General features: G+C 71.6%; 15 protein-coding genes and 2 pseudogenes. 8 read left to right on the top strand and 9 right to left on the bottom strand.

What is annotated here, in order from left to right; all coding sequences use genetic code 11:
- Nucleotides 1-31: 31 nt before the first annotated feature.
- The gene (locus tag ABGB05_RS23470) at nt 32-2977 is read left to right on the top strand and encodes a glycosyl hydrolase (RefSeq protein ID WP_347655624.1); all 2946 of its coding nucleotides are present in this window, start codon (nt 32-34) and stop codon (nt 2975-2977) included.
- A 101-nt stretch (nt 2978-3078) separates the two neighbouring features.
- Here the strand turns inward: ABGB05_RS23470 and katG are convergent, their stop codons facing one another.
- Entirely contained in the window at nt 3079-5277 is a 2199-nt protein-coding gene (katG, locus tag ABGB05_RS23465) for a catalase/peroxidase HPI (protein WP_347655623.1), read from the bottom strand.
- Between the two features lie 334 nt (nt 5278-5611).
- On the opposite strand from katG, the gene ABGB05_RS23460 reads away from it, so the two are divergent.
- Nucleotides 5612-6799 carry a hypothetical protein gene (locus ABGB05_RS23460; protein ID WP_347655622.1) on the top strand — a complete coding sequence of 396 codons (1188 nt, stop codon included), beginning with the start codon at nt 5612-5614 and terminating at the stop codon, nt 6797-6799.
- 76 nt (nt 6800-6875) lie between these two features.
- On the opposite strand, the gene ABGB05_RS23455 is transcribed toward ABGB05_RS23460, so the two are convergent.
- Nucleotides 6876-7259 carry a pyridoxamine 5'-phosphate oxidase family protein gene (locus ABGB05_RS23455; RefSeq protein WP_347655621.1) on the bottom strand — a complete coding sequence of 128 codons (384 nt, stop codon included), beginning with the start codon at nt 7257-7259 and terminating at the stop codon, nt 6876-6878.
- On the bottom strand, nt 7256-7585 hold the full coding sequence (locus ABGB05_RS23450; protein WP_347655620.1) for a hypothetical protein: 330 nt from the start codon (nt 7583-7585) through the stop codon (nt 7256-7258). Before ABGB05_RS23450 ends, ABGB05_RS23455 begins: the two co-directional genes overlap by 4 nt.
- Before the next feature lie 369 nt (nt 7586-7954).
- Between ABGB05_RS23450 and ABGB05_RS23445 the strand changes: the two genes are divergently transcribed.
- Both ABGB05_RS23445 and ABGB05_RS23440 read left to right on the top strand, forming a co-directional pair.
- A complete protein-coding gene (locus tag ABGB05_RS23445; protein WP_347655619.1) occupies nt 7955-8623 on the top strand; it encodes a CGNR zinc finger domain-containing protein in 669 nt (222 codons plus the stop codon).
- 90 nt (nt 8624-8713) lie between these two features.
- The gene (locus tag ABGB05_RS23440; RefSeq protein WP_347655618.1) at nt 8714-10123 is read left to right on the top strand and encodes an FAD-binding oxidoreductase; all 1410 of its coding nucleotides are present in this window, start codon (nt 8714-8716) and stop codon (nt 10121-10123) included.
- A gap of 40 nt (nt 10124-10163) precedes the next feature.
- Here the strand turns inward: ABGB05_RS23440 and ABGB05_RS23435 are convergent.
- Nucleotides 10164-11382: pseudogene (locus ABGB05_RS23435) on the bottom strand (acyl-CoA dehydrogenase family protein).
- Nucleotides 11383-11512: 130 nt separating this feature from the next.
- A pseudogene (locus ABGB05_RS23430) lies at nt 11513-12345 on the bottom strand (MFS transporter); the annotation flags it as partial.
- Nucleotides 12346-12509: 164 nt separating this feature from the next.
- Here ABGB05_RS23430 and ABGB05_RS23425 point away from each other — a divergent pair.
- On the top strand, nt 12510-12887 hold the full coding sequence (locus ABGB05_RS23425) for a PadR family transcriptional regulator (protein ID WP_347655617.1): 378 nt from the start codon (nt 12510-12512) through the stop codon (nt 12885-12887).
- Nucleotides 12884-14251, top strand: coding sequence for a permease prefix domain 1-containing protein (locus tag ABGB05_RS23420; RefSeq protein WP_347655616.1), 1368 nt, complete (start codon nt 12884-12886; stop codon nt 14249-14251). The genes ABGB05_RS23425 and ABGB05_RS23420 overlap by 4 nt, the downstream gene beginning before the upstream one ends.
- Here ABGB05_RS23420 and ABGB05_RS23415 read toward each other — a convergent pair.
- A complete protein-coding gene (locus ABGB05_RS23415; RefSeq protein WP_347655615.1) occupies nt 14238-15587 on the bottom strand; it encodes an MFS transporter in 1350 nt (449 codons plus the stop codon). The genes ABGB05_RS23420 and ABGB05_RS23415 overlap by 14 nt on opposite strands.
- 72 nt (nt 15588-15659) lie before the next feature.
- Between ABGB05_RS23415 and ABGB05_RS23410 the strand changes: the two genes are divergently transcribed.
- Entirely contained in the window at nt 15660-16658 is a 999-nt protein-coding gene (locus ABGB05_RS23410) for a DUF5937 family protein (protein WP_347655614.1), read from the top strand.
- An 85-nt stretch (nt 16659-16743) separates the two neighbouring features.
- Here the strand turns inward: ABGB05_RS23410 and ABGB05_RS23405 are convergent, their stop codons facing one another.
- Nucleotides 16744-18855, bottom strand: coding sequence for a cellulase family glycosylhydrolase (locus tag ABGB05_RS23405; protein WP_347655613.1), 2112 nt, complete (start codon nt 18853-18855; stop codon nt 16744-16746).
- Between the two features lie 220 nt (nt 18856-19075).
- Here ABGB05_RS23405 and ABGB05_RS23400 point away from each other — a divergent pair, with 220 nt between their 5' ends.
- Nucleotides 19076-19492, top strand: a complete 417-nt coding sequence (locus ABGB05_RS23400; protein ID WP_347655612.1) for a hypothetical protein — start codon at nt 19076-19078, stop codon at nt 19490-19492.
- A gap of 93 nt (nt 19493-19585) precedes the next feature.
- Here the strand turns inward: ABGB05_RS23400 and ABGB05_RS23395 are convergent, their stop codons facing one another.
- Together ABGB05_RS23395 and ABGB05_RS23390 are read right to left on the bottom strand one after the other, a co-directional pair.
- On the bottom strand, nt 19586-20194 hold the full coding sequence (locus tag ABGB05_RS23395) for an SGNH/GDSL hydrolase family protein (RefSeq protein ID WP_347655611.1): 609 nt from the start codon (nt 20192-20194) through the stop codon (nt 19586-19588).
- On the bottom strand, nt 20191-22395 hold the full coding sequence (locus ABGB05_RS23390; RefSeq protein WP_347655610.1) for an alpha-galactosidase: 2205 nt from the start codon (nt 22393-22395) through the stop codon (nt 20191-20193). The genes ABGB05_RS23395 and ABGB05_RS23390 overlap by 4 nt, the downstream gene beginning before the upstream one ends.
- Between the last annotated feature and the right edge of the window lie 116 nt (nt 22396-22511).

The raw sequence follows: 22511 nt of genomic DNA, 5'->3' as shown, positions 1-22511 counted from the left end.
TCCCGACCGTGCCGCCCCGCCCGGAGGCATCATGATCCGTCCCCACCGGCCAGGCCGCCGCCTGGTCGCGCTCGCCGCCGCAGCCGTCACCGTCGCCCTCACCGTCGTCGCCGTCACCCTCGCCGCGCCCGGTGGCGCCGGCGCCGACCCGCTCGGCGCCGGCAGCTACACCACCGCCCGCCCCGCCGGCGCCGCCGGCCCGTCCGGCTGCGCCGACCTCGCCACCAACCCCCGGCGGTACGTCACCGCCAACGCCCCCGCCAGCGCCGTGCCGACCAACGACTGGTGGTCGGCGCTGCTGTTCAAGCGCACCGACTGCGCCTGGTCCCCGCCGCTGCACGCCCACCCGATGTCCTTCCAGCCGGCGGCCGGCGGGCTCGGCGTCGGCTACCCCACCACCGCCACCGTCTCCGGCACCCCCACCACGGTCGGCGAGTACCACTACCCGTACAGCACCGAGTTCACCCTCGGGATGACCGGCCTGAACGCCCCCGACGTCCTGGTGGACGGCTGGACCGACTGGACCGTCTCGCCCTGGTGGTCCGACGGCAGCCGCAGCCTGCGGGCCACCATCGGACACGGCCTGCCGTTCGTCTACGCCCAGGTCACCGGCGGCAACGCCCAGCTCGGCTTCGGTGCGACACCGACGGTCTGGAGCAACAGCGGCAACCGGATCGGGTTCACCGTCCGGGGCCACGACTACATGGCGTACGCCCCGAGCGGCGCGACGTGGACGGTCAGTGGGAACACCGTCACCTCCACCCTGGCCGGCCGGGGTTACCTCTCCGTCGCCCTGCTCCCCACCACCACCGGCACCCCGGCCGCCGACCGGGCCGCCCTGGCCGACAGCTACGGCCGGTACGCCCACGCGCACGTCACCGGCACCCGGGTCGACTGGCGGTTCGACCCGGCGACCAGCACGGTACACAGCACGTACACGCTGACCACCACCGCCCGGGAGGGCACCGAACGGAACACCGTCGCCGCGCTCTACCCGCACCAGTGGAAGAACCTCTCCGGCGGCTCGCCGATCCCCCAGACGTACGTCTCGCCGCGCGGTCCGCTGCGCACCCTGGTCGGGATCGGCTCGTTCGGCACCGCGATCCGCTACCACGGGATCCTGCCCGAACTGCCCGCCGTGGCCACCTCCGGCGGCGCCGACCTGGCCACCCTCGGCGGCTACCTGGACCAGGCCGCCACCGGTGACCCGCTGGCCGGATTCGGCAACGACACCTACTGGACCGGCAAGGGGCTGGGCCGGGCCGCCCGGCTCGCCGAGATCGCCGACCTGCTCGGCCGGACCGCCCAACGGGACCTGCTGCTGAACGCGATCCGGACCCGGCTGACCGACTGGTTCACCGCCTCCCCGGGCGAGACCGGACGGCTGTTCCACTACGACCGGGCCTGGGGAACGCTTGTCGGCTACCCGGCGTCGTACGGCTCGGACCAGGAGCTGAACGACCACCACTTCCACTACGGCTACTACATCGCGGCCGCCGCCACGCTGGCCAGGTTCGACCCGGGCTGGGCCGCCGCCGACCGGTACGGCGGCATGGTGGACCTGCTGATCCGGGACGCCAACGGGATCAACCGGGCCGATCCGATGTTCCCGTTCCTGCGGGACTTCGACATCTACGCGGGACACGACTGGGCCTCCGGGCACGGCTCGTTCGGTGCCGGCAACAACCAGGAGTCGTCCTCGGAGGGGATGAACTTCGCCAGCGCGCTGATCCAGTGGGGACTGGCCACCGGCAACACCGCCGTCCGGGACGCCGGCTTGTTCATCTACACCACCCAGGCGCAGGCGATCCAGGAGTACTGGTTCGACTCGGCCGACCAGAACTTCCCGGCCGCGTTCGGGCACCGCACGGTCGGCATGGTCTGGGGCGACGGCGGGGCGTACGCGACCTGGTTCAGCGCCGAACCGGAGATGATCCAGGGCATCAACATGCTGCCGATCACCGGTGGTTCGCTCTATCTCGGCTACCGGCCGGCCTACGTCAACACCAACTGGTCCGAGCTGGTCACCAACAACGGCGGGCCGCCGACGGTGTGGCAGGACATCCTGTGGTCGTTCCGGGCGCTGGGCGACCCGGACGCGGCGTTGGCCGCCTTCCGCGCCAACCCGGGATATCCGCCGGAGGAGGGCGAGAGCCGCGCCCACACCTTCCACTGGCTGCGCAACCTGGCGGCGCTCGGCCAGGTCGACACCACGGTCACCGCGAACACCCCGCTCTACGCGGTCTTCACCCGGGGCGGGGCGCGGACCTACGTGGCCTCGAACATCACGGGTAACCCGATCACGGTGACCTTCTCCGACGGTCGGACCCTGACCGTGCCGGCCGGCCGTACCGCCACCACCGGGGCGCACACCTGGAGCGGCGGGAACGCCGGCGGCGGCCCGTCGAACCCGACGCCGACCCCCACCCCCACGCCAACCCCCACCCCCACGCCGACGCCGACCGGACCGCCGACCACCAGCAACCGGCTCTTCGTCCGGTCCGGCGGGGCACTGTCCGGCAGCCCGGGCACCGGGGCCGGCACGGTCACCCTGCCCGCCGCGAACGGCAACCACGACGGCACCCCGAGCAACCCGGTCACCCACCGGCTGTGCGGGTTGACCGGGACGTACCAGGCCGGTGGGGCGACGGGCTTCGCGCTGCACGTCGACGCGGGCACCGCCGTCGGGGCCGGGGTGCAGGCCCGGATCTCGTACGACTTCACCGGCTCCGGCAGTTACGGCCGGACCGAGACGTACGCCTACTTCGCCACCGACCCGTTGCCCGGCACCGAGCTCTACACCCAGGCAGCCGGGATACGCAGCGTCTCGGGTGGCTTCGCCGCGTTGAACCGCGGCTGCGTCCGTCTGGAGGTCTGGAACGCGATCGGCTCGGCACCGACCACGCTGCGGGTCGACGCGACCGCCGCCCAGGGCGCCCAGTCGACGGTCACCATTCCGTTCGCCCTCTCCGGCTGAGAGCGAAGCCGGCGGTGCGGGCGCCACGGCTCGGTGGCCCGCACCGCCGGTCGGGTCGGAGGCCGCCCCGGACAGTGGTGACTGCCCGGGGCGGCCGTGGGTCAGCGGAGGTCGAAACGGTCCAGGTTCATCACCTTGACCCAGGCGGCGACGAAGTCCTGGACGAACTTCTCCTGCCCGTCGGCACTGGCGTAGACCTCGGCGATGGCCCGGAGCTGGGAGTTCGCACCGAAGACGAGGTCGACGGCGGTGGCGGTCCAGCGCGGTTCGCCGGTGGTACGGCGGCGACCCTCGTACACGTTCTCGGTCGAGGCGCTGGCCTTCCACTCGATGTCCGGGTCGAGCAGGTGCACGAAGAAGTCGTTCGTCAACGCGCCGGGCCGGTCGGTGAGCACGCCGTGGGGCAGCTGCCCCAGGTTCGCGTTCAACGTCCGCAGACCGCCGACCAGGACGGTCATCTCGGGCGCCGTCAGCGTCAACAGGTTGGCCCGGTCCAGCAGCAGGGTCTCCGGGGAGAGTTTCTGTCCGGCCCGCAGATAGTTGCGGAACCCGTCCGCCCGCGGTTCGAGGACGGCGAACGACGCCACGTCGGTCTGTTCCTGGGTGGCGTCGGTACGCCCCGGCGCGAACGGGACGGTGACCTCGTAGCCGGCGTTGCGGGCCGCCTGCTCGACCGCGGCGGATCCGGCCAGGACGATCAGGTCGGCGAGCGAGATCCGTCGGCCGTCGGATCGCGAGGTGTTGAACTCCCGCTGGATCCGTTCCAGGGCCGGCAGCACGGTGGCGAGCACGGCCGGTTCGTTGACCTCCCAGTCGCGCTGCGGTTGCAGGCGGATCCGCGCCCCGTTGGCCCCGCCGCGCAGGTCGGTGCCGCGGAAGCTCGCCGCCGACGCCCAGGCGGTGAAGACCAGTTGCGGGACGGAGAGCCCGGACCCGAGCACGGCATCGGTCAGGGCGGCGATCTCCGCGTCGGTGACCAGTTCGTGGTCGACCGGCGGGACCGGGTCCTGCCACAGTTGCGGTTCCGGCACCCAGGGACCGAGGTAGCGGGTGACCGGGCCCATGTCCCGGTGCAGCAGCTTGTACCAGGCGCGGGCGAAGGCGTCCGCGAACTGGTCCGGGTTGGCCATGAACCGTCGGGAGATCGGTTCGTAGACCGGGTCGACCCGCAACGCGAGGTCGGTGGTCGCCATCATCGGGGCGTACCGGACCGAGGGGTCGTGGGCGGCGGGTACGGCGTCCGCCCCGGCACCGCTCTTCGGCTTCCACTGTTTCGCGCCGGCCGGACTCTCGCAGACCTCCCACTCGTACCCGAAGAGGGTTTCGAAGAAGCTGTTGTCCCAGGTGGTCGGGGTGGGGGTCCAGGCGCCCTCGAGTCCGCTGGTGATGGTGTCGGCGCCCTTGCCGGTGCCGTAGCTGTTCCGCCAGCCCAGACCCTGCTCCTCGAGCGGGGCGCCCTCGGGCTCGGGTCCGACGTACTCGTCGGCGCGGGCGGCGCCGTGGGTCTTGCCGAAGGTGTGTCCGCCGGCGATCAGGGCGACCGTCTCCTCGTCGTTCATCGCCATCCGGCGGAACGTCTCGCGGATGTCCCGGGCGGCGGCCAGCGGGTCGGGGGTGCCGTTCGGCCCCTCCGGGTTGACGTAGATCAGTCCCATCTGCACGGCGCCGAGCGGAGCGGCGAGTTCCCGGTCTCCGCTGTAGCGTTCGTCGCCGAGCCAGGTGTCCTCGGGTCCCCAGAAGATCTCCTCGGGTTCCCAGACGTCCTCGCGCCCGAAGCCGAACCCGAAGGTCCTGAAGCCCATCGACTCGAGGGCGCAGTTGCCGGCGAAGACCAGCAGATCCGCCCAGGAGATCTTCCGGCCGTACTTCTGCTTGACCGGCCAGAGCAGTCTGCGGGCCTTGTCCAGGTTGGCGTTGTCGGGCCAGCTGTTGAGCGGGGCGAAGCGTTGGGCGCCGTCACCGCCGCCACCCCGACCGTCCTCGATGCGGTACGTTCCGGCGGAGTGCCAGCTCATCCGGATGAACAACGGTCCGTAGTGGCCGTAGTCCGCCGGCCACCAGTCCTGCGAGGTGGTCATCACCTCGATGACATCCCGCTTCAGGGCCTCGACGTCGAGCTTCTTGAACTCCTCCCGGTAGTCGAAGGACTCGCCCAACGGGTTGGCCCGGGGTGAGTGCTGGTGGAGCACCTGGAGGTTCAGCTGGTTGGGCCACCAGTCCTGGTTGGCCCTCGGTCGGCTCCGCTTCGGAGTCGGGGAGGGGATTGCCGGGTTCTCGCTCTCGCTGCCGTGCTCGGGCACGTCGATCCTTCTCCTGTCCGTCGCTTGCTTGTTCTGTCAACCGGTTGCTGTGCCCCGACAGATTCGGGGCAAACGCCCCGGTGGATGACCTCGGCTCCGTCGACCGGGGAGAAACCGTTCCGACATACCGGCGTCACCCGCGTAGTATGCCCGACTTTCGGGGTGATACCGCAGGATTGTGGCCGTGGCGCGACATGGAGAGAAATGACCGGGTACGGGGGCGATGGCGTCCAGTCCGGCTCCAGTGGCCGTCCAATCCGCCTCAGTAGGTTGCGGGCCAGCCGCCCGTCGGGACTCCTCCGGCCGGCGGCGCCACCGAGCCTGAGGAGGACGAATGCTCGATCCCACCGTACGACGGCGCCTGCTCGCGCTGGCCGCGGCCGTGGCGTGCGCCGTGGCCCTGCTGCCGGGGCGACCGGCCTCGGCAGCGCCCGCCGACCCCGCCCTGTCGCACCGGTCGCTGCCCGACAGCTGCGCGCCGGAACTCGCGAAGGCCGCCACCCGGGCCACGGCCGGGGGCGGCACCGCGATCTGTGTCGAGATGGGTGAGCTGACCCGCGAGGCGGCGCCCACCAAGACCGCGCCGTCCGGCGCCGGCACCACCGCGGTCAACTGCGGCAACGGTGCCTGGGAGTTCGCCCGGTTCGGCGCCTGCGCCACCGCACCCGTCACGCTCTACGTCTTCCTCGTCCCGTCCGGGGCGCTGGTCGGCATCATCGACATGACCACCACGTTCATGGCGGACCTGGGGTCGATCGACGGCCGGCCCCGGTACAACGTCACGGTGCGGGCCACCGGTCTGCTGGGCCAGGTCGCCGGCACCTACATCACCCACGAGGGCTACTGCGAGTACGGCTGCAGCGGGTTCACCGGCGGCGGCACCCAGCGCTTCGACTACGTCGGGGCGCAGGCGAACTTCATCCTGAACGCGGGCACGACCGCCACCGCGCCCGGCGCCGTCCACCAGGCCTCGATGATGCTCTACTACTACTTCCTCAACGCCACCTGGAATCCGCAGTTCTCCAACGCGGTCGGCGCGTCGAGTCCGGAGTTCCGCTGCGACAACGCGATACCCGGATGGAACCAGCCGGGCTGCGTCTATCCGTCGGTCCGGCCGGTCTACACCCCGAGCCCGGCCAACGGCAGTTACCGGCAGCACATCCGGATGGCACTCGAGCACAACCTGCCCCGGATCCTGACCCGGACCACCGACTCGTTCGACCAGACCCAGAACCACAACCGGGCCTGCCCCGGCCAGTACCGGGCGCCGGACGGATACAGCTGCGACGAGTACCCGTTCCGGTCGACCCGGCAGGGCGCCTTCACCGGCGGACACACGTACGGGCGGACCTTCAGCGGCTGCCAGGTCGGCTGGTTGGACATCCGGCAGCCCGGTGACAGCGGCGGGTGGAACGCCTGCTACATCCCGGCCTTCGAGAACAGCAGCGGAGGCAACGAACTGAACCGCTTCTACGAGAGCAACCGCGTGATCCACAACGACACGTTCGAGGTGACCGCCTGAGTGCCGGCCCGGGCGGCCACCCGCGTGGAAGGAGCGCGGGGGCCGCCCGGGCCGGCGGCGGACCACGGGACGCCGTTCAGCGCGACGTCGGGCCGGACGCTCCCGCCGGGTGCGGCTCCCCGGGGAACGCGCCGGCCGGTGCCGGCGGGTTGAGCCGCGAGTACGCCTCGAGTCGCCACCGCAGCGGGCTGGCCGCCTCGATGTCGACCACGTGGTCGACGGTGAACTCGACCACCCGCCGGGCCCCCGGGAACCGGTCGACCTGCCCCGGATCCCAGTTGATCCGCCCGGTCCCGCTCAACTGCAGGCTGCGACCGGTCTCCCAGTCCAGGAAGACCAGTCCGCACCGGGGATCGAGGTGGATGTTCCCGAGCGTCATGAAAAACGAGTTGCCGACCACCTGTTCCGTCCGCAGCACCAGGCGGTCCCCGTCCCGGTGGACGGTGCCGGCCACCTTCACCCGAGCAGGGTCTGCGGCGAGAGGACGACCATGCCGAAGTCCCCGGGCTCGACGAAGGCGTCCCGCAGTGGGTCACCGACCGGCGGCAGGGCGTGGACCACCAGGGTCCGGCGGTCGGGGCTGTCGACGAACCCCTCGTCGCCGGCGAGGGTCGTACACCAGAGGTTCCCCTCGGCGTCCGCACCGGAGAGCGCGACCAGGCGCTGCTGCCGGACGAGGCCGGCGAAGGCGCCGACGTCCGCGTCGAACATGGACGAGCCCCATCCGGGGCCGCCCTCGCCGGCCATCCGTTGGACGGCCTGTTCACCTTCGTGGTCCCGGCTCATTCGGTCACCTCCGGGTGATACGCGGACCTACTGTCCGGATCGACGGTCCACCGGAAAGAGATCGGCGGTCATTCCGACGGCCAACCGTTGTCGGTCAACCGGCGTGAATCCGGTCCAGGTCTTGTGTGTCCATGGCGCGGGGATCAAATACCTCTGGATATGGTCGCGGACATCGAGCTTCATTCCGATCTCGTCCGCGCCTTTCCCGGATTCCGTTTGGATCGCCTTTCCGCACGCTGACACCAACTGATCGGACATGGGGCGGGTGGATTCGGCCGCGGGAGTTCCGAGCCTGACGACCGGACGGGTCCCGCCACCCCACCCACGCGTACCGGTTCAACCGGTACGCACGGCGACTACAGTAACCACATGACGCCGACCGCCGCAGGGCTGACCCTGCGCACCCCGGAGGGCGTCGCGTACCTGTTCGACCCCGGTGCGTTGTGCCTGGAGTTCCTGACCACCGGCGGGCCGGGGGTGCTGGCCCGCTACGAGGTCCTCCACCAGCCGGCCGACCTGGCCGAATGGCTCCGACTCTCCCGCCTGCGGCTGGACCCGGCGACCGTCCACGTCAGCGCCGACCAGCTCCGGACGGCGCACCGGCTCCGGAACGCGCTGTGGCGGCTCGGCCGCGACAGCGCCCGTACCGGACGCCGGCAGGCCGACGACCTGGCCGAGATCAACCAGATCGCCCGCCCGGCACCACTGGTCCCGCAGGCCACCCCGGACGGCGACCAGACCTGGCTGACCCCGGCCGACGGCAACGCGGTGCTCTCCACGATCGCGCGCGACGCGATCCGGCTCTTCACCGGCGACCTGGCCGGGCGCATCCGGGAGTGCGGCTCCCCCGACTGTTATCTGATATTCGTGGACACGTCACGGCCGGGACGGCGGCGCTGGTGCGCCATGGAAGCCTGTGGGAATCGTCATAAGGCAGGCGCGTTACGCGCCCGCCGGGCGGCGTCCACGCACCACCGCCAAGCGCGGGTGGAGCCGCCGCACAACAATTTTGAACGGGCCGTTAAGACCTCTGGTTAGCCAACCTTGTGAGGCTCGTCTCGGCAGCGGGAACGCCATTTCCTGCTTCAATGGTGGCGAATAGGCCGTTGCAGTGAAAGGCAAGCCTCCGTGAGTTCAACTGTTCTCCCGTCAGATGGTGCCGGATCCTTCGCGCCGGGCGCGGTCGCCCAGCTCGCCGCCGACACCGTGGGCCCGGTCCTGCTCCCTGACGACGAGGGGTACGCCGCCGAATGCGCCGGCTACAACCTCGCCGTACCGCACCGGCCGGCGTTGGTGGTCGGTGCCGCCGGCGCGACGGACGTCCAGGCGGCGGTACGGTTCGCGGCGGCCCACGGCCTGCCGGTCGCCATCCTCGCCACCGGCCACTCCGCGCTCGCCTCGACCGGCGCGGTGCTGGTCACCACGCGGCGGATGGAGACGGTGACGATCGACACCGACCGGCGTACCGCCCGGGTCGGCGCCGGGGTGCGCTGGCAGCGGGTCATCGACGAGGCCGCCCGGCACGGCTTGGCGCCGCTGAACGGTTCGTCCACCACCGTCGGCGCCGTCGGATACACCCTCGGCGGCGGGCTCGGCCCGATCGGCCGCACCTTCGGGTACGCCGCCGACCACGTACGCGCGATCGACGTGGTCACCGCGGACGGCCAGTTGCGGGAGGTGACCGCCGACACCGAGCCGGAGCTGTTCTGGGCGCTGCGCGGCGGCAAGGGCAACTTCGGCGTGGTGACCGCGCTTGAGTTCGACCTCTTCCCGATCACCCGGATCTACGGCGGCGGGCTCTTCTTCCCCGGCGACCGGGCCGCCGAGGTGCTGGTCGCCTGGGGCCGCTGGACGGCGACCGCGCCGGACGAGCTGACCTCGTCGGTCGCGCTGCTGCGGCTGCCGCCGGCCCCGGAGGTGCCGGAACCGCTGCGTGGTCAGCTCGTGGTGCACGTACGGATCGGGTACGTCGGACCGGCCGAGGAGGGTGCCCGGCTGGTCGCGCCGCTGCGCGCACTCGGACCGACACTGATCGACTCGGTGGCCGAGCTGCCCTATCCGCAGATCGGCACCATCCACAACGACCCGCCGATGCCGATCCCAATCGTCGACCGCTCGGCCCTGCTGCGCGAGTTCACCCCGGAACTGGTCGACACCCTGGTCACGCTCGCCGGCCCGGACACGCCGAGCCCGCTGACCATCCTCGAGATCCGGCACCTCGGCGGCGCGCTGGACCGGCGTCCGGAACCGGGGAACCCGATCGACACCCGGGGTGCCGGCTACAGCCTGTACGCGGTCGCGATCGGCGGGCCGGACCAGGCCGAGGCGTTCACCGGCTACCTCGACACGCTGATCGGCGCCGTCCGGCCCTGGGACACCGGCCGACGCTTCGTCAACTTCCTCTCCACCGCCGACGCCACCCCGGCCACGGTGCCGACCGCCTACCCGGCGGAGACGTACCAGCGGCTGCAGGCGGTGAAGAAGGCGTACGACCCGCTGAACCTGTTCCGGGTCAACCACAACATCGTTCCGGCCTGACCCCGGTGGACGCCCCGGCCCGGTGAACCCGGGCCGGGGTTCAGGTGTCGATCGGCCGGTGTCGACGTAGTTCGTGACGGGCGAGCGAACGGCGGTGCACCTCGTCCGGCCCATCGGCCAGCCGCAGTGCCCGGGCGCCGGCCCAGATCCGGGCGAGCGGGGTGTCCTGGCTGACCCCGGCCGCGCCGTGCGCCTGGATCGCCCGGTCCAGGATCCACTCCACCGCCGACGGTACGGCGATCTTGATGGCCTGGATCTCGGTGTGCGCGTGCTGGTTGCCGACGGTGTCCATCAGCCAGGCGGTCTTGAGCACCAGCAACCGGCACTGCTCGATACGCACCCGCGACTCGGCGATCCACTCCTGGAGCACACCCTGCTCGGCGAGCGGCCGACCGAACGCGACCCGGTCGGTGACCCGGCGGCACATCAGCGCCAACGCCCGCTCGGCCATGCCGATCAGGCGCATGCAGTGGTGGATCCGGCCCGGTCCGAGGCGCGCCTGGGAGATGGCGAACCCGTCACCCGGTCCGCCGATCAGGTTGGTCACCGGGACCCGTACGTCGACAAAGTCGAGCTCGGCGTGCCCGCCGTGGTCGCTGTCGTCGTACCCGAAGACCCGCAGGCTGCGGCGGACCGTCACGCCCGGGGTGTCCCGCGGCACCAGGATCTGGCTCTGCTGCCGGTGCCGGGGCGCGTCCGGGTCGGTCCTGCCCATCACGATCAGGATCTCGCAGTGCGGGTTCATCGCCCCGGAACTGAACCACTTCCGACCGTTGATGACGTAGTCGTCGCCGTCGCGGACGATGCGGGTCGCGATGTTCGTCGCGTCCGAGGAGGCGACGTCGGGCTCGGTCATCGCGAACGCCGAGCGGATCCGCCCCTCCAGCAGCGGCACCAACCACCGTTCACGCTGCTCGGCCGTACCGAACTGGGCGAGCAGCTCCATGTTTCCGATGTCCGGGCCGCGCAGTTGAGCGCCGGTGGCGCCAGGTGCGGGCTGTGCCCGGTGATCTCGGCCAGCGGCGCGTACTGCAGGTTGGTCAGGCCGGCGCCGTGTTCGCCGGACAGGAAAGGTTCCACAGCCCGCGACGGCGGGCCTCGGCGGCGAGTTCCGCCACCACCGGCGGCACGCTCCAGTCGTCGGTACGCCCGTGGATCTGCTCCTCGAAGACCGGTTCCGCCGGATAGACCCGCTCGTCCATGAAGGCGAGCAGCCGCTCCCGCATCGCCAGCGTCGTGGCGTCCAGCCCGAAGTCCATCGATCCTCCCGGAGGTGTTCCCTGTCGACGCCCGGGCCGCTCGCGGCTGTGCCCGGGCCTGCCCCGCAACGGTAGGCTCGTCCACAGCGTGACAGGGCTGGTGGAGTTATCGACCGCTCCTCGTGCGCCGCTACGCGCTCGGCGACGTCAGCACACGCCAGAGACCCAACACGGCCAGCAGGGACGCCGCGCCCGCCGCGCCGACGACAAGGCCGGGCGCGGACACCTCGCCCAACGCCCCGCCGCCGGCCGCGAACAGCCCCTGCAACGTCATGGTCCCGGTCAACGCCAGCCCGAAGGCCTGGCCTCGATTCGCCTCCGGCGCCGCCGACCGGAAGCGCCGGGCCAGCCCCAACTGGTACGCGACCCCGAACCCGGACACGGCGAGCAGCAGCGCCGCGGTGACCGGCCCGGGCCGCGCCAGGTCTCGCGTACCGCGTGCCCTGCGGCCGTGCCGCGACGCGGCTGCTCGGCCAGCCGCAGGCGCAGCAGCGCAGCGGAGAGCAGGCAGCTGGCCACGGTGATCCAGAGCGCGCCGCATGGACCGAGCGCCGCGATCAGCATCCCGCCCACGGCAAAACCGAGCACCTGCACGCCGCCGGCGGCCATCGAGAACACGGCCCGGCCGAGCACGTACCGGTCGCCGTCGAGCAGTTCGGGCAGCAGCGCGCCGCGCGCCGCGGAGGCGACCGCGCTGGGGATGCCGGTGACGAACACCAGCACCAGCATCGTGGTGGGCGACAGCAGGCCAGCGGCGACCGCGGCGCGGACCAGGTCGTAGCCGACCAGCACGGCTCGCGGCGGCCACCGGTCGGCGTACGCCAGCAGCAGCGTGCCGCCGAGGGCGTAGGGCAGGAGGCCGGCGACGTAGGCCAGCGCGGCCAGCAGGGGCGAGCCGGTGCCGGCGTAGACGGTCACCGAGAGCGCGAGCATCTTCACCGTCTCGCCGCCGAGAAAAAGCGTGCCCTCGCGACGCCTCACCTCCCAGGCGTCAGGGGCGTGCGCCGGCCATCCGCAACGGCGTACGCCCTGGTCCGCCCTCCCCCGCCCCTTCCGTCGGAGGCCGGATTGCGCGTCCTTGATACCTAGAACTACTATGCATTGCAGCTCTAGGGTTAGGGGCAGACATGCACATCACCAAGGACCTCGTGGCGGCCTCGGCGACGCCACTCGTGCTGGGGATCCTCGCCGAGGGCGAAAGCTACGGCTACGCGATCCTCAAGCAGGTCAACGACCTGTCCGGCGGGGAACTGGAGTGGACCGACGGTCTGCTCTATCCCCTGCTGCACCGACTGGAACGACTCGGACACGTCGAGTCGTTCTGGGAGACCCCACCCGGGGGACGGCGCCGCAAGTACTACCGGATCACCGACCAGGGCCGGGCCGAGCTCGCCGAACAGCGCCGCCAGTGGGCCACCGTCGTCGACGCCCTGCGTGGGGTCTGGAACAACACCCAGTCGGCACTCACCCCGATCCCCGCACCCGCCTGGGAGCTGGGACGATGACCGCCGCCAGCGAATACGACCTGGAAGGGCAGATCGCCGAGTGGCGGACGTACCTGCGCCGCCGCCGGGAACTGCGACACACCGACGGTGAGGAGCTCGAGGACCACCTCCGCAGCCAGATCACCGAGCTGACCGAGGCGGGCCTGCGCACCGACGAGGCGTTCCTGATCAGCGTCAAACGCATGGGCAGCTTCGACGAACTGTCCCGCGAGTTCGCCCGCGAGCACTCCGAACGGCTGTGGAAGCAGCTCGTCCTCCCCGGGGAGCCGGACGCGGCCGCAGCCGCCCGTACCCGTCGGGAACTGCCGGTCATGGTGGCATGCGCGGCGCTCGCGGCCCTCTCGGTCAAGGTGCCCGGCCTGTTCGGCATCGGCTTCGACGACGAGGGCAGTTTCTACGCGCGGAACCTCAGCCTCTTCGCGCTGCCGGCGCTGGCCGCGTACTTCGCCTGGCAGCGCCGGGTGAGCCCCCGGGTGATCGGGGTGCTCGCCGCGCTCTTCGTGCTCGGCGCGGTCGGCGCGAACGCGTACCCACTGGCCGACGACTCGCAGAGCGTCATCCTCACCTCGATCCACCTGCCGCTGGCGCTCTGGCTGGTCGTCGGCGTCGCCTACGTCGGCGGTGACTGGCGCTCGGACCGACGCCGGATGGACTTCATCCGGTTCACCGGCGAATGGCTGATCTACTTCGCCCTCATCGGCCTGGGCGGTGGTGTGCTCACCGCCTTCACCGTGGGCACCTTCAACGCCATCGGCCTGGACGCCGAGGGTTTCATCCAGGCGTGGCTGCTGCCCTGCGGCGCGGCAGCGGCGGTGGTCGTGGCGGCCTGGCTGGTGGAGGCCAAGCAGAGCGTCATCGAGAACATGGCTCCGGTACTGACCCGGGTCTTCACCCCGCTGTTCGTGGCCGCGCTGCTCGCCTTCCTGGTCGCCATGGTCTGGACCACCAACGGCATCAACGTCGAGCGGGACGCACTCATCCTCTTCGACCTGCTGCTCGTCGTCGTGCTGGGCCTGCTGCTGTACGCCCTCTCCGCCCGCGACCCCGGTGCCCGGCCCGGCCTGTTCGACCGGCTGCAGCTCGCGCTCGTGGTCAGCGCCCTGGTCATCGACGTCCTGGTGCTGGTGGCGATCACCGGCCGGATCACCGAGTGGGGCTTCAGCCCCAACAAGACGGCGGCGCTGGGCGAGAATCTCATCCTGCTCACCAACCTGGCCTGGTCGGCCTGGTTGTTCCTCGGCTTCGTCCGGGGCCGGATGCCCTTCGGCCGCCTCGAACAGTGGCAGACCCGGTACATCCTGGTCTACGCCGTCTGGGCCTGGTTCGTCGTACTCGCCTTCCCGCTCGTGTTCAGTTTCCGCTGAGCCGACTCCGGCCCGCCCGCCGCTGTCCCGTACCGGGACGGGGGCCGGCGGGCCGGATCCGGTCTGCCGCCCGTAGGGCACGCACCGGCGAGACGACCAGCGGCAGCCAGGCGAACGCGAGGCCGAGCGCCGCCACCCACATGCCGACCCGTACGCCGGCGACCTCGCCGAGCACGCCGACCACCGCGGCACCGATCGCCAGCACGCCGGTGAAGAGGAAACGCATCGTGGCGTTCATCCGGTTCAGCATCGGATCCGGGGTGACCCGCTGCCGGATGCTCACCAGCAGCACGTTGTCGAGTCCGATCCGGTACGTCAACACCAGCCAGCCCAGCATCGCCACCCACAGCCAGCCGCCCCGGTCGACCAGGGCTACCAGGAACCCGGCCGGCGTGCTGAGCAGTCCCGACACCAGCAGGGTCGGTCCGACGCCGAGACGCTCCCCGAACCGCCTGGCGGTCAGTGCCCCGAGGAGCACCCCGACTCCGCCGCAGCTGAAGAACAGGCCCAGCATGCCGGCCGAGAAACCGAGTTCACGGTGCACCAGCAGCGGCAGCGTGACGGTGGCGATCTGGAGGAACAGGTTGGTGGCCGCGCCGGTGACGGCGATCGGCCGCAGCAGCGGGTGGCCGAGAACAAACCGGATCCCCGCGCCGACGCCGCGCCACAACGGTCGACCGTCGGCCGGCACCGGCGGCGGCTCCGGGCGGCGGATCCGGCGCAGGACCAGCGCCGACCAGAGGAAGGTGGCGGCGTCGATCGCGAGCGCCACCGGCGCGGCGGTGACCTGCACCAGGAAGCCGGCGAGGCTCGGCCCGGCGACCCCGGCGGCGGCCTCCAGGCTGACCAGCTTGGAGTTGGCGTCGACCAGTCGATCGCGGCCCACCAGGCTGGGCAGGTAACTCAGGGCCGCCACGTCGAAGAAGACCGTCAGCACGCCGGTGAGCAGCACGACGACGTACAGCTGGGTGAGGGTGAGCAGGTCCAGCCACCAGGCGAGCGGGATGGACCCGAGCAGCACCGCCCGGGCGAGGTCCGTGCCGATCATCACGCCACGCCGACGCATCCGGTCCAGCCACACCCCGGCGGGCAGGCCGACCAGGAGGAAGGCGACGGTTTTCAGCACCCCCAGCAGACCGACCTGTCCGGGCGTCGCGTCGAGGGCGATCACCGCGACCAACGGTACGGCGACGAAACTGACCTGGGTGCCGACCGTACTGGCCGCGGCGGCGGAGAAGAGTTTCCGGAATCCGTCGTCCCGGAACAGCGAACTGGGCGAGGGCTCGGGGGCCGGCGGGCGCCGGTCCCGCACGTCGATGCGGCGTCGGATGGTCACGGCGTCGACCCTGCCGAGCCGGGTCCTGCGTCGACGACGATTTAGGATGGGCCGAATCCACGGGAGGGCGGCATGCTCCGGCTGGTCTTCACCGCACGCGACCTGGCCGACATCCGGTTCGGTTTCTCCCCGCTGTGGGAGGTCGTGGCGAGCGTACGGGTGGTCAAGGACCCGGACGCCCACCCGATGCACGCGGAGTGGAGTGCCCAGGTCCGACGGCGGCTCGCCCAGACCGACCTCGACTGGCGAATGCTGTCGGACCTGGTACCGGTGCCGACCCGCAGCATTCCCGGCCTGATCAGCCCGCCTCCGGTGGTGCCGTCGCCGGACCTGGAGCTGGAACTGAGGTCACTGTCGGCCATGGAGCCGGACCGGGTGCGGGACATTCTCGACAAGATGCCCGGTCCCCGGCCGAGCTCGCTGGAGCCGCTGTACGCGGATCCGGTCGCCGGCCTGCGTCGACTCGTCGAGGTCGTGCGTGGCTACTGGGACCTGGTGCTCGCGCCGCACTGGCCACGGCTGCTCCGGCTGCTCGAGGACGACGTGCGGTACCGGGCCCACCGGCTGACCGACGGCGGCACCCGGCTCCTCTTCGCCGACCTCAACCCCCGGATACGGTGGCACGACAACACCCTGCACGTGGTGAACAACCACGTCACGCGCTCGGTCGAGTTGGCCGGTCGGGGGCTGCTGCTGGTGCCGTCGGTGTTCGTCTGGCCCCGGGTGTTCGCCCGGCTCGACCAGCCCTGGCAGCCCACCCTGCGCTATCCGCCCCGAGGGGTGGCCCGGCTGTGGAGCCGCGACCGGCTCGACCCGCCGGCAGCGCTCGCCGCCGTGCTCGGCCGGACCCGGACCATGCTGCTGGCGGCCCTCGACGCGCCCGGTTCCACCACCGAACTCGCCCGGCAGACCGGGCTCTCCGCCGGGGGCGTGTCCCAGCACCTCACCGCGCTGCGCGCGGCCGGTCTGGTCGAGGCGTACCGGCGCGGCCGGTACGTGCTCTACGCCCGGACGAGTGTGGCGGAGTCCCTGCTCGCCGGCGCTACCGCACCGAACCGGCCGGTACGGTAGCCCGCCGGCCGGCGCCACCGCCTCGGACCGGCCGCCGGTGCCCTGGTCCCGGCCGGCACCGGACCGGCCGGGTCCACGATGGCGGTCAGCCGGTGGTGCCGGTGACGCCGGTGCCGGACCGGGTGACGTGGTAGGTGACAGTCGTCCCGCTCCAGAAGTGGAAGGTGAGGGTCACCTGGGCACCGTCGTTGACCTCGGCGAAGAACTCGGGCTTCAGGGTGATGCTGTTGGCGCCGTAGTCCGGCGCGAACGTGACGTCGAACTCCTTGAACGCGGTCCAGTTGTGTGGGCCGGCGTAACTGCCGTCGGCGTACTTCGCCTCCATGGTGGCGAGCTGGTCGCCCCGGAACTGGGTGGGGATCGCGAAGGCGCTCGTCGTACCGGTCGTGTTGGCGAGCACCGGCGGGTCGTACGTGAGGATGGTGATCCGCCACGGCACGCCCTGGGAGAAGCGGGCGTGCAGGGTGGCGTTGACGCCGTACGCCCGGGAGCCGACGAGCCGGGTGAGCGCGGCGGCGGTGAGGGTGAGCTGGTTGCCGGAGACGGTGTAGTCGCGGCCGTTGGCCAGTTCGGTGGCGCCCTGGCGCAGGCCCTGGAAGGTGGTGCCGTTCAGGTTGAGGGTGAGGCTCCGGCTGCTGATCGTGCCGGTGCGCGGCACGTACACCTGGTCGCTGGAGGCGGTGCCGGAGCGGGTGGTCCAGCTCGACCGGATCTGGGCGAACAGTTCGGGGTCGCTCCACTGGAACGAGGTACGCCCGAAGTGCTGGCCGTTGTCCCAGAGCATGGTGGTGAGCCGTCGCTGGCGGGCGTAGTGGCCGAGGAACTCGAAGAACTTCAGCTTCTCGCCCTGCTGGATGGTGCCGGTGTGCCGGTCGAAGCCGAGCAGGCCGTACTCACCGATGATCACCGGGATGTTCCGGGCGACGAAAGCGTTGTACACCCGGTCGAACTGGTCGGTGAGGTCCTGCTGCACGGTGGCGTCGAACCGGGTGCCGCCGGCGACGTTGACGCTGAACGGCCAGTAGCCGTAGAAGTGCACGGTCGCGACGAGGTTACGGTCGTTCAGCGCGGTGAAGGTGGCGACCAGTTCGTCCACCCGGGCCTGGTCGGCCGAGGTGTGCAGGGTGGGCAGGACGAGCAGCCGGGTGGCGTTGTTGCCGCCGGACTGCCGGACGACCTGGTGGAACCGGGTGTTGAGTTCGTGCAGCAGGGCCGCGTTCTGGGCGTCGCCGGAGCTGTTGCTGAACTGCGGCTCGTTGACGCTCTCGAAGGTGAGCCGGGCCGGGGCGTCCCGGAACGCGGTGGCGAGCTGGGTCCAGAGCGCGGTGTAGCGGTTGAGCACGCCTGCCCGGTCGGTCGGCATCGTGTTGATCCACTGCCACGAGTCGTGGTGCAGGTTGATCATCACGTAAAAGCCGTCGGCGAGGGCCCAGTTGACCACCTCCCGTACCCGGTTGAGCCAGGCCACGTCGATCTGGTGGTCCGGGGCGGCGCCGTGGTGGTTGCTCCAGGTGACCGGGATCCGGATGCTGTTGAAGCCCTGTGCCCGGATGTTGTCGAGCAGTGCCTCGGTGACCCGAGGGTTGCCCCAGGCGGTCTCGTCCGCGCCGACCGCGTCGAAGGAGTTGCCCAGGTTCCAGCCGGGTTGCATGGCGGCGACCGCGGCCATCGGGTCGGTCGCCGGTGGTGGCGTCGGTGGCCGGGTGGTGGGTGGCGGGGTGGTCGGCGGCCGGGTGGTGGCCGGCGGGGTGGTGCCGCCGACGTTGCCGGTGCAGGCGACGCCGTTGAGCGTGAACGAGGTGGGCGCGGTGTTCGCGCCGGTCCAGGAGCCGTTGAGCCCGAACGACACCGTCGCGTTCGTGCCGATGGCGGCGTTGTAGCCGACGTCGGTCGCGGTCACCTGGCTGCCCGAGGAGGTGACGGTGGCGTTCCACGCCTGGGTCACCCGCTGCCCCGCCGGATACGTCCAGACCAGACTCCAGCCGCGGACCGGGTCGCCGAGGTTGGTCACGCCGATGGTCGCGCTGAAGCCGCCGGGCCACTGGCTGGCGATCGTGTACGCCACCCGGCAGCCGGCCGCCGCCTGGGCGCCGGTCGCCGCGACCAGGCCGACGCCGGCCACCAGGGTCGTGGCGGTGGCCGCCACCAGACCGAGCCGCCAGCGGACTCCCCGCACTGTGCTTCGCAAGCCGGCCATGATGCTCCTTCGGGTCTGGCCGCGCGGAGGCCGGGCGCCGTCCACACGCCCGGATATTAAGTTTGGGATTTAAACTTTGTCAATCGGCGGACAACGATACGAAGCGTTCCCGAGCCATGGGAGACTGTCGATACGTTCGCGCGGACGGGCACCCGAAACAGCACCGCTGGTGGGCTCTGGCGGTGCCGCCGTGACGTCCGCTCCCGCCGAAAGGAGTCCCATGCCCGCCATTCCCGTACGCCGCTGGGCCGGTGCCGTCAGCGCGCTCTCCCTCGCCGTCGTCGCGATCGTCGCCCCCGCCGGGCCGGCGCGGGCCACCGTCGACGAGGTTCCGAGAGTGATCGCCGATCCCGAGTCGGAGTTCGTCCCGGAGGGCACCGGCGCCGGCTTCCGGGTACGCCTGAGCCACCCGCCGGCCGAGGCGGCCTACCTCGGGATGTCGATGCGCGGCAGCGGCGGCTGGATAAGCCAGCCGGTGATGCTCCGCTTCACCCCGACGAACTGGCACCTCCCCCAGGGCTACGCGGTGGGGAGCGTCCAGGACGCGGACACCGTCGACAACGTGCTCGTCTTCACCCTCAGCTTCCCGGGTTACCTCTCCGACACCGTCACCTTCACCCAGGTCGACGACGACTGAACCGAGGCCGCCGGCCGCGTCATGGCAACGCCGCCCGGCCCCGGAGGGTGCCTCTCCGGAGCCGGACGGCGTCGACCGGGCCGGCGGTCCAGCTCAACGGCGGAGCACCGTCGACACCGCCTCCGCCGCGTGGTCCCGCCAGAGTTCCGCCAGCGCCCGGTGGCCCCGGTGACCCGGATGGACGCCGTCCGGCGCCAGCCCGGCCGGGTCGCCGATCGCGTTCAGCGCCGCGTCCGCCGGTACGAGCGCGGCCTGGTACTCCCGGGCGAGGTCGCGGACGACGGCGATCTTCGGTTCCAGGTCCTCCCGCCAGGCGACCTGCTCCGGCGACACCGGCAGCAGGAAGGGCTCGACCAGGACAAGCGTGACCCGGACGGCGGCGAGCGGGGCCAGCAGCGCCCGGTAGTTCGCCGCGAAGTCCGCCACCGGCGTCGGGTCGTCGCTGTCGTAGCGACGCCAGGTGTCGTTGATCCCGACGAGCACACTCACCAGCGCCGGCCGGGCGGCCACCACGTCCCGGTCCCACCGGGCCCGCAGGTCCCGGCTCCGGTCGCCGCTGATCCCCCGGTTGACCACGGACGCCGCCCCGCCGAGGGTGTCGGCGATCTCGCGGACGTAACCGTCGCCGAGCCCGGCCGGGTCGTCGCGCCGGCCGCAGTCGGTGACGCTGTCGCCGACGAAGAGGATGGTCGGGGTGTTCATACGGTCCTTTCCAGTTCGATGAGCATCGCCTGCTGCGGGTTGAGCGTCGGCATCGGTACGCCGGCCCCGGCGAGCACGGCACCGGAGAGTTCGATCGGCGCCTCGACGGCCCGGGCCACCCACTCGGGATCCCGGCCCTGGTGCCGGCTGGCCGCGCCGAGTTCCTCCCGGACCGTCACCCGGTAGCGGGCGGTCCGGTCGAGCCCGGGGAAGCGGACCCGTCCGGACTGGCCGGCCGCCGAGGTCTGGAACCGTACCCAGGTGAACAGCGCCCGGGAACCGTCCTGGGCCACGGTGCCGTAGAGCGCGGTGGCCTCGTCGGCGAGGTCCGCGTTCACCACCCGCCCCGAGTGCAGCAGCGGCCGGAACTCGCGGTACATGGCCGACCAGGCGGCGATGGTCGCGAGTTCCCCGTCGTCGACCACGGTGAGGTCCTGTTCGATGCCGGCGTGCGCGGTGAGCGACCCGGCCAGCCGGAACGACAGGTCGGTGGTCCGGGAGGTGGTGTGCGCCCGAGCCGAGCCGAGGTGTGACCCGATGAGCTCCGGCGGTACGAGGGCCCGGGTCCACCGCTCGATCCGCACCCGCTCCACCGGGTCGTTGCAGTCCGAGGCCCAGACCCGGTCGGTGCGGTCGAGGATGCCGAGGTCGACCCGCCCGCCGCCGCCGGAGCAGGTCTCGATCTCCAGTCCCGGGTGCCGGTCACGCAGTTCGTCGAGGAGCCGGTAGAGGGCGAGCGTCTGGCGCCGGACGCTGGGCCGTTCGCCGTCCGCGGTCCGGCTCACCGCCTCGAGCAGGTCCCGGTTGTGGTCCCACTTGAGGTAGTCGATCGCGTACTCGCGGACCAGGGCGTCGATCCGGTCCAGCAGGTAGCCGTACGCCTCGGGCCGGGCGATGTCGAGCACGTACTGCTGCCGCGAGCTCGGGCCGAGGCCGACGGCGGGGCCGAGGACCCAGTCCGGATGCCGTTTGGCCAGGTCCGAGTCGAGGTTGACCATCTCGGGCTCGAACCAGAGCCCGAACTGCATGTCGTGGGCGCGGACCACCTCGACGAACGGGCCGAGTCCGGTCGGCCAGACGTCCCGGTCGACGAACCAGTCGCCGAGGCCGGCGTCCGCCTGCCGCCGCCGGTGGAACCAGCCGTCGTCGAGCACGATCCGCTCGACGCCGACCCGGGCGGCCCGTTCCACCAGCCGGGTGAGTCGGTCGAGGTCGTGGTCGAAGTAGACCGCCTCCCAGGTGTTGAGCACCAGGGGTCGGGGCGTACCGGGGTGGCCGGGTCGGGCGCGCAGCCGGCGGTGCAGCCGGTCGGCGACACCGTCGGTGCCCTGGTCCGACCAGACGAACAGCACGGTCGGCGCCGCGTACCGGTCGCCGTCGGCGAGGATGACCTCGCCGGAGCGCAGCGACTCCCCCGCGCCGGTGACCGCGGCGAAGGCGCCGGCTCCCTCCGGCAGCCGTTCCGCCAGGTACGTCTGCTCGCCGCTCCAGGCCAGGTGGGTGGCCCAGACCTCGCCGTGGCCGAAGCCGAACGACTCGGTGCCGGCGACCAGCAGGTACGGCGAGTCGTGGCCGGGCTTGCCGCGCCGGGTGGCCCGCAGGTGGGTGCCGAAGCCGAACGGGGTACGCCGGGGAGCCCGCTCCCGGCACCACTTCCCGGTGAAGTCGAGCAGTTCGGTGGCGCGTTCCGGCACCGGCAGCAGGGCGAGCAGCCCGTCCAGGGTGTACGGCAGGTGGCCGGTCGAGCTGTTCAGCGCGGCGTCGCGTTCGACCGTCATCCGGACGGCGAGCACACCGAAGCGGTCGAGGTCGTAGCCGACCGACGAGCGCAGCGCGGTGACCCGGTCGACGAAGTGGAACTCGATGGTGCCGCCGATCCCGTCGTCCGGTACGTCGATCCGGTACGTGTCGAGCACCGGCCGGGGGGTGGTCGCGTGGCCGCCGGCGTTCCCGGTCTGCGCGGCAACTCCCGACCAGCCGTCGTACTCGGTCGGCCAGACGGTCAGCACCCGGGGTTCGTCGGGTGAGTTGTTGAGGACGGCGGGTTCCGCGGTGAGCCGGAGATCCTCGTGCAGTTCCTCCCCCACCGCACCGAGATCCGCCCCCCAGTGCAGCACCCGGGGGGCGGGATGGCGCACCTCGACGATGAAGGCCGTGCCGCCGGCACGGAGGGCGAGTACGGCGTCAGCGCCGGAAAGCATGGGTCACAGCCTCCAGAAACAGTTACTTGACGGCGTAAATTAATCATGCTTAGGCTGACGCGGCAAGTTGCCGGACCGGGCCGGGGCCCAGACGCCGGCCGTCGAGGAAGCCCGCG

The sequence above is a fragment of the Plantactinospora sp. B5E13 genome (assembly GCF_039871775.1).
Taxonomy (GTDB): domain Bacteria; phylum Actinomycetota; class Actinomycetes; order Mycobacteriales; family Micromonosporaceae; genus Plantactinospora.
This window is presented reverse-complemented; position numbering and strand designations above follow the sequence as displayed.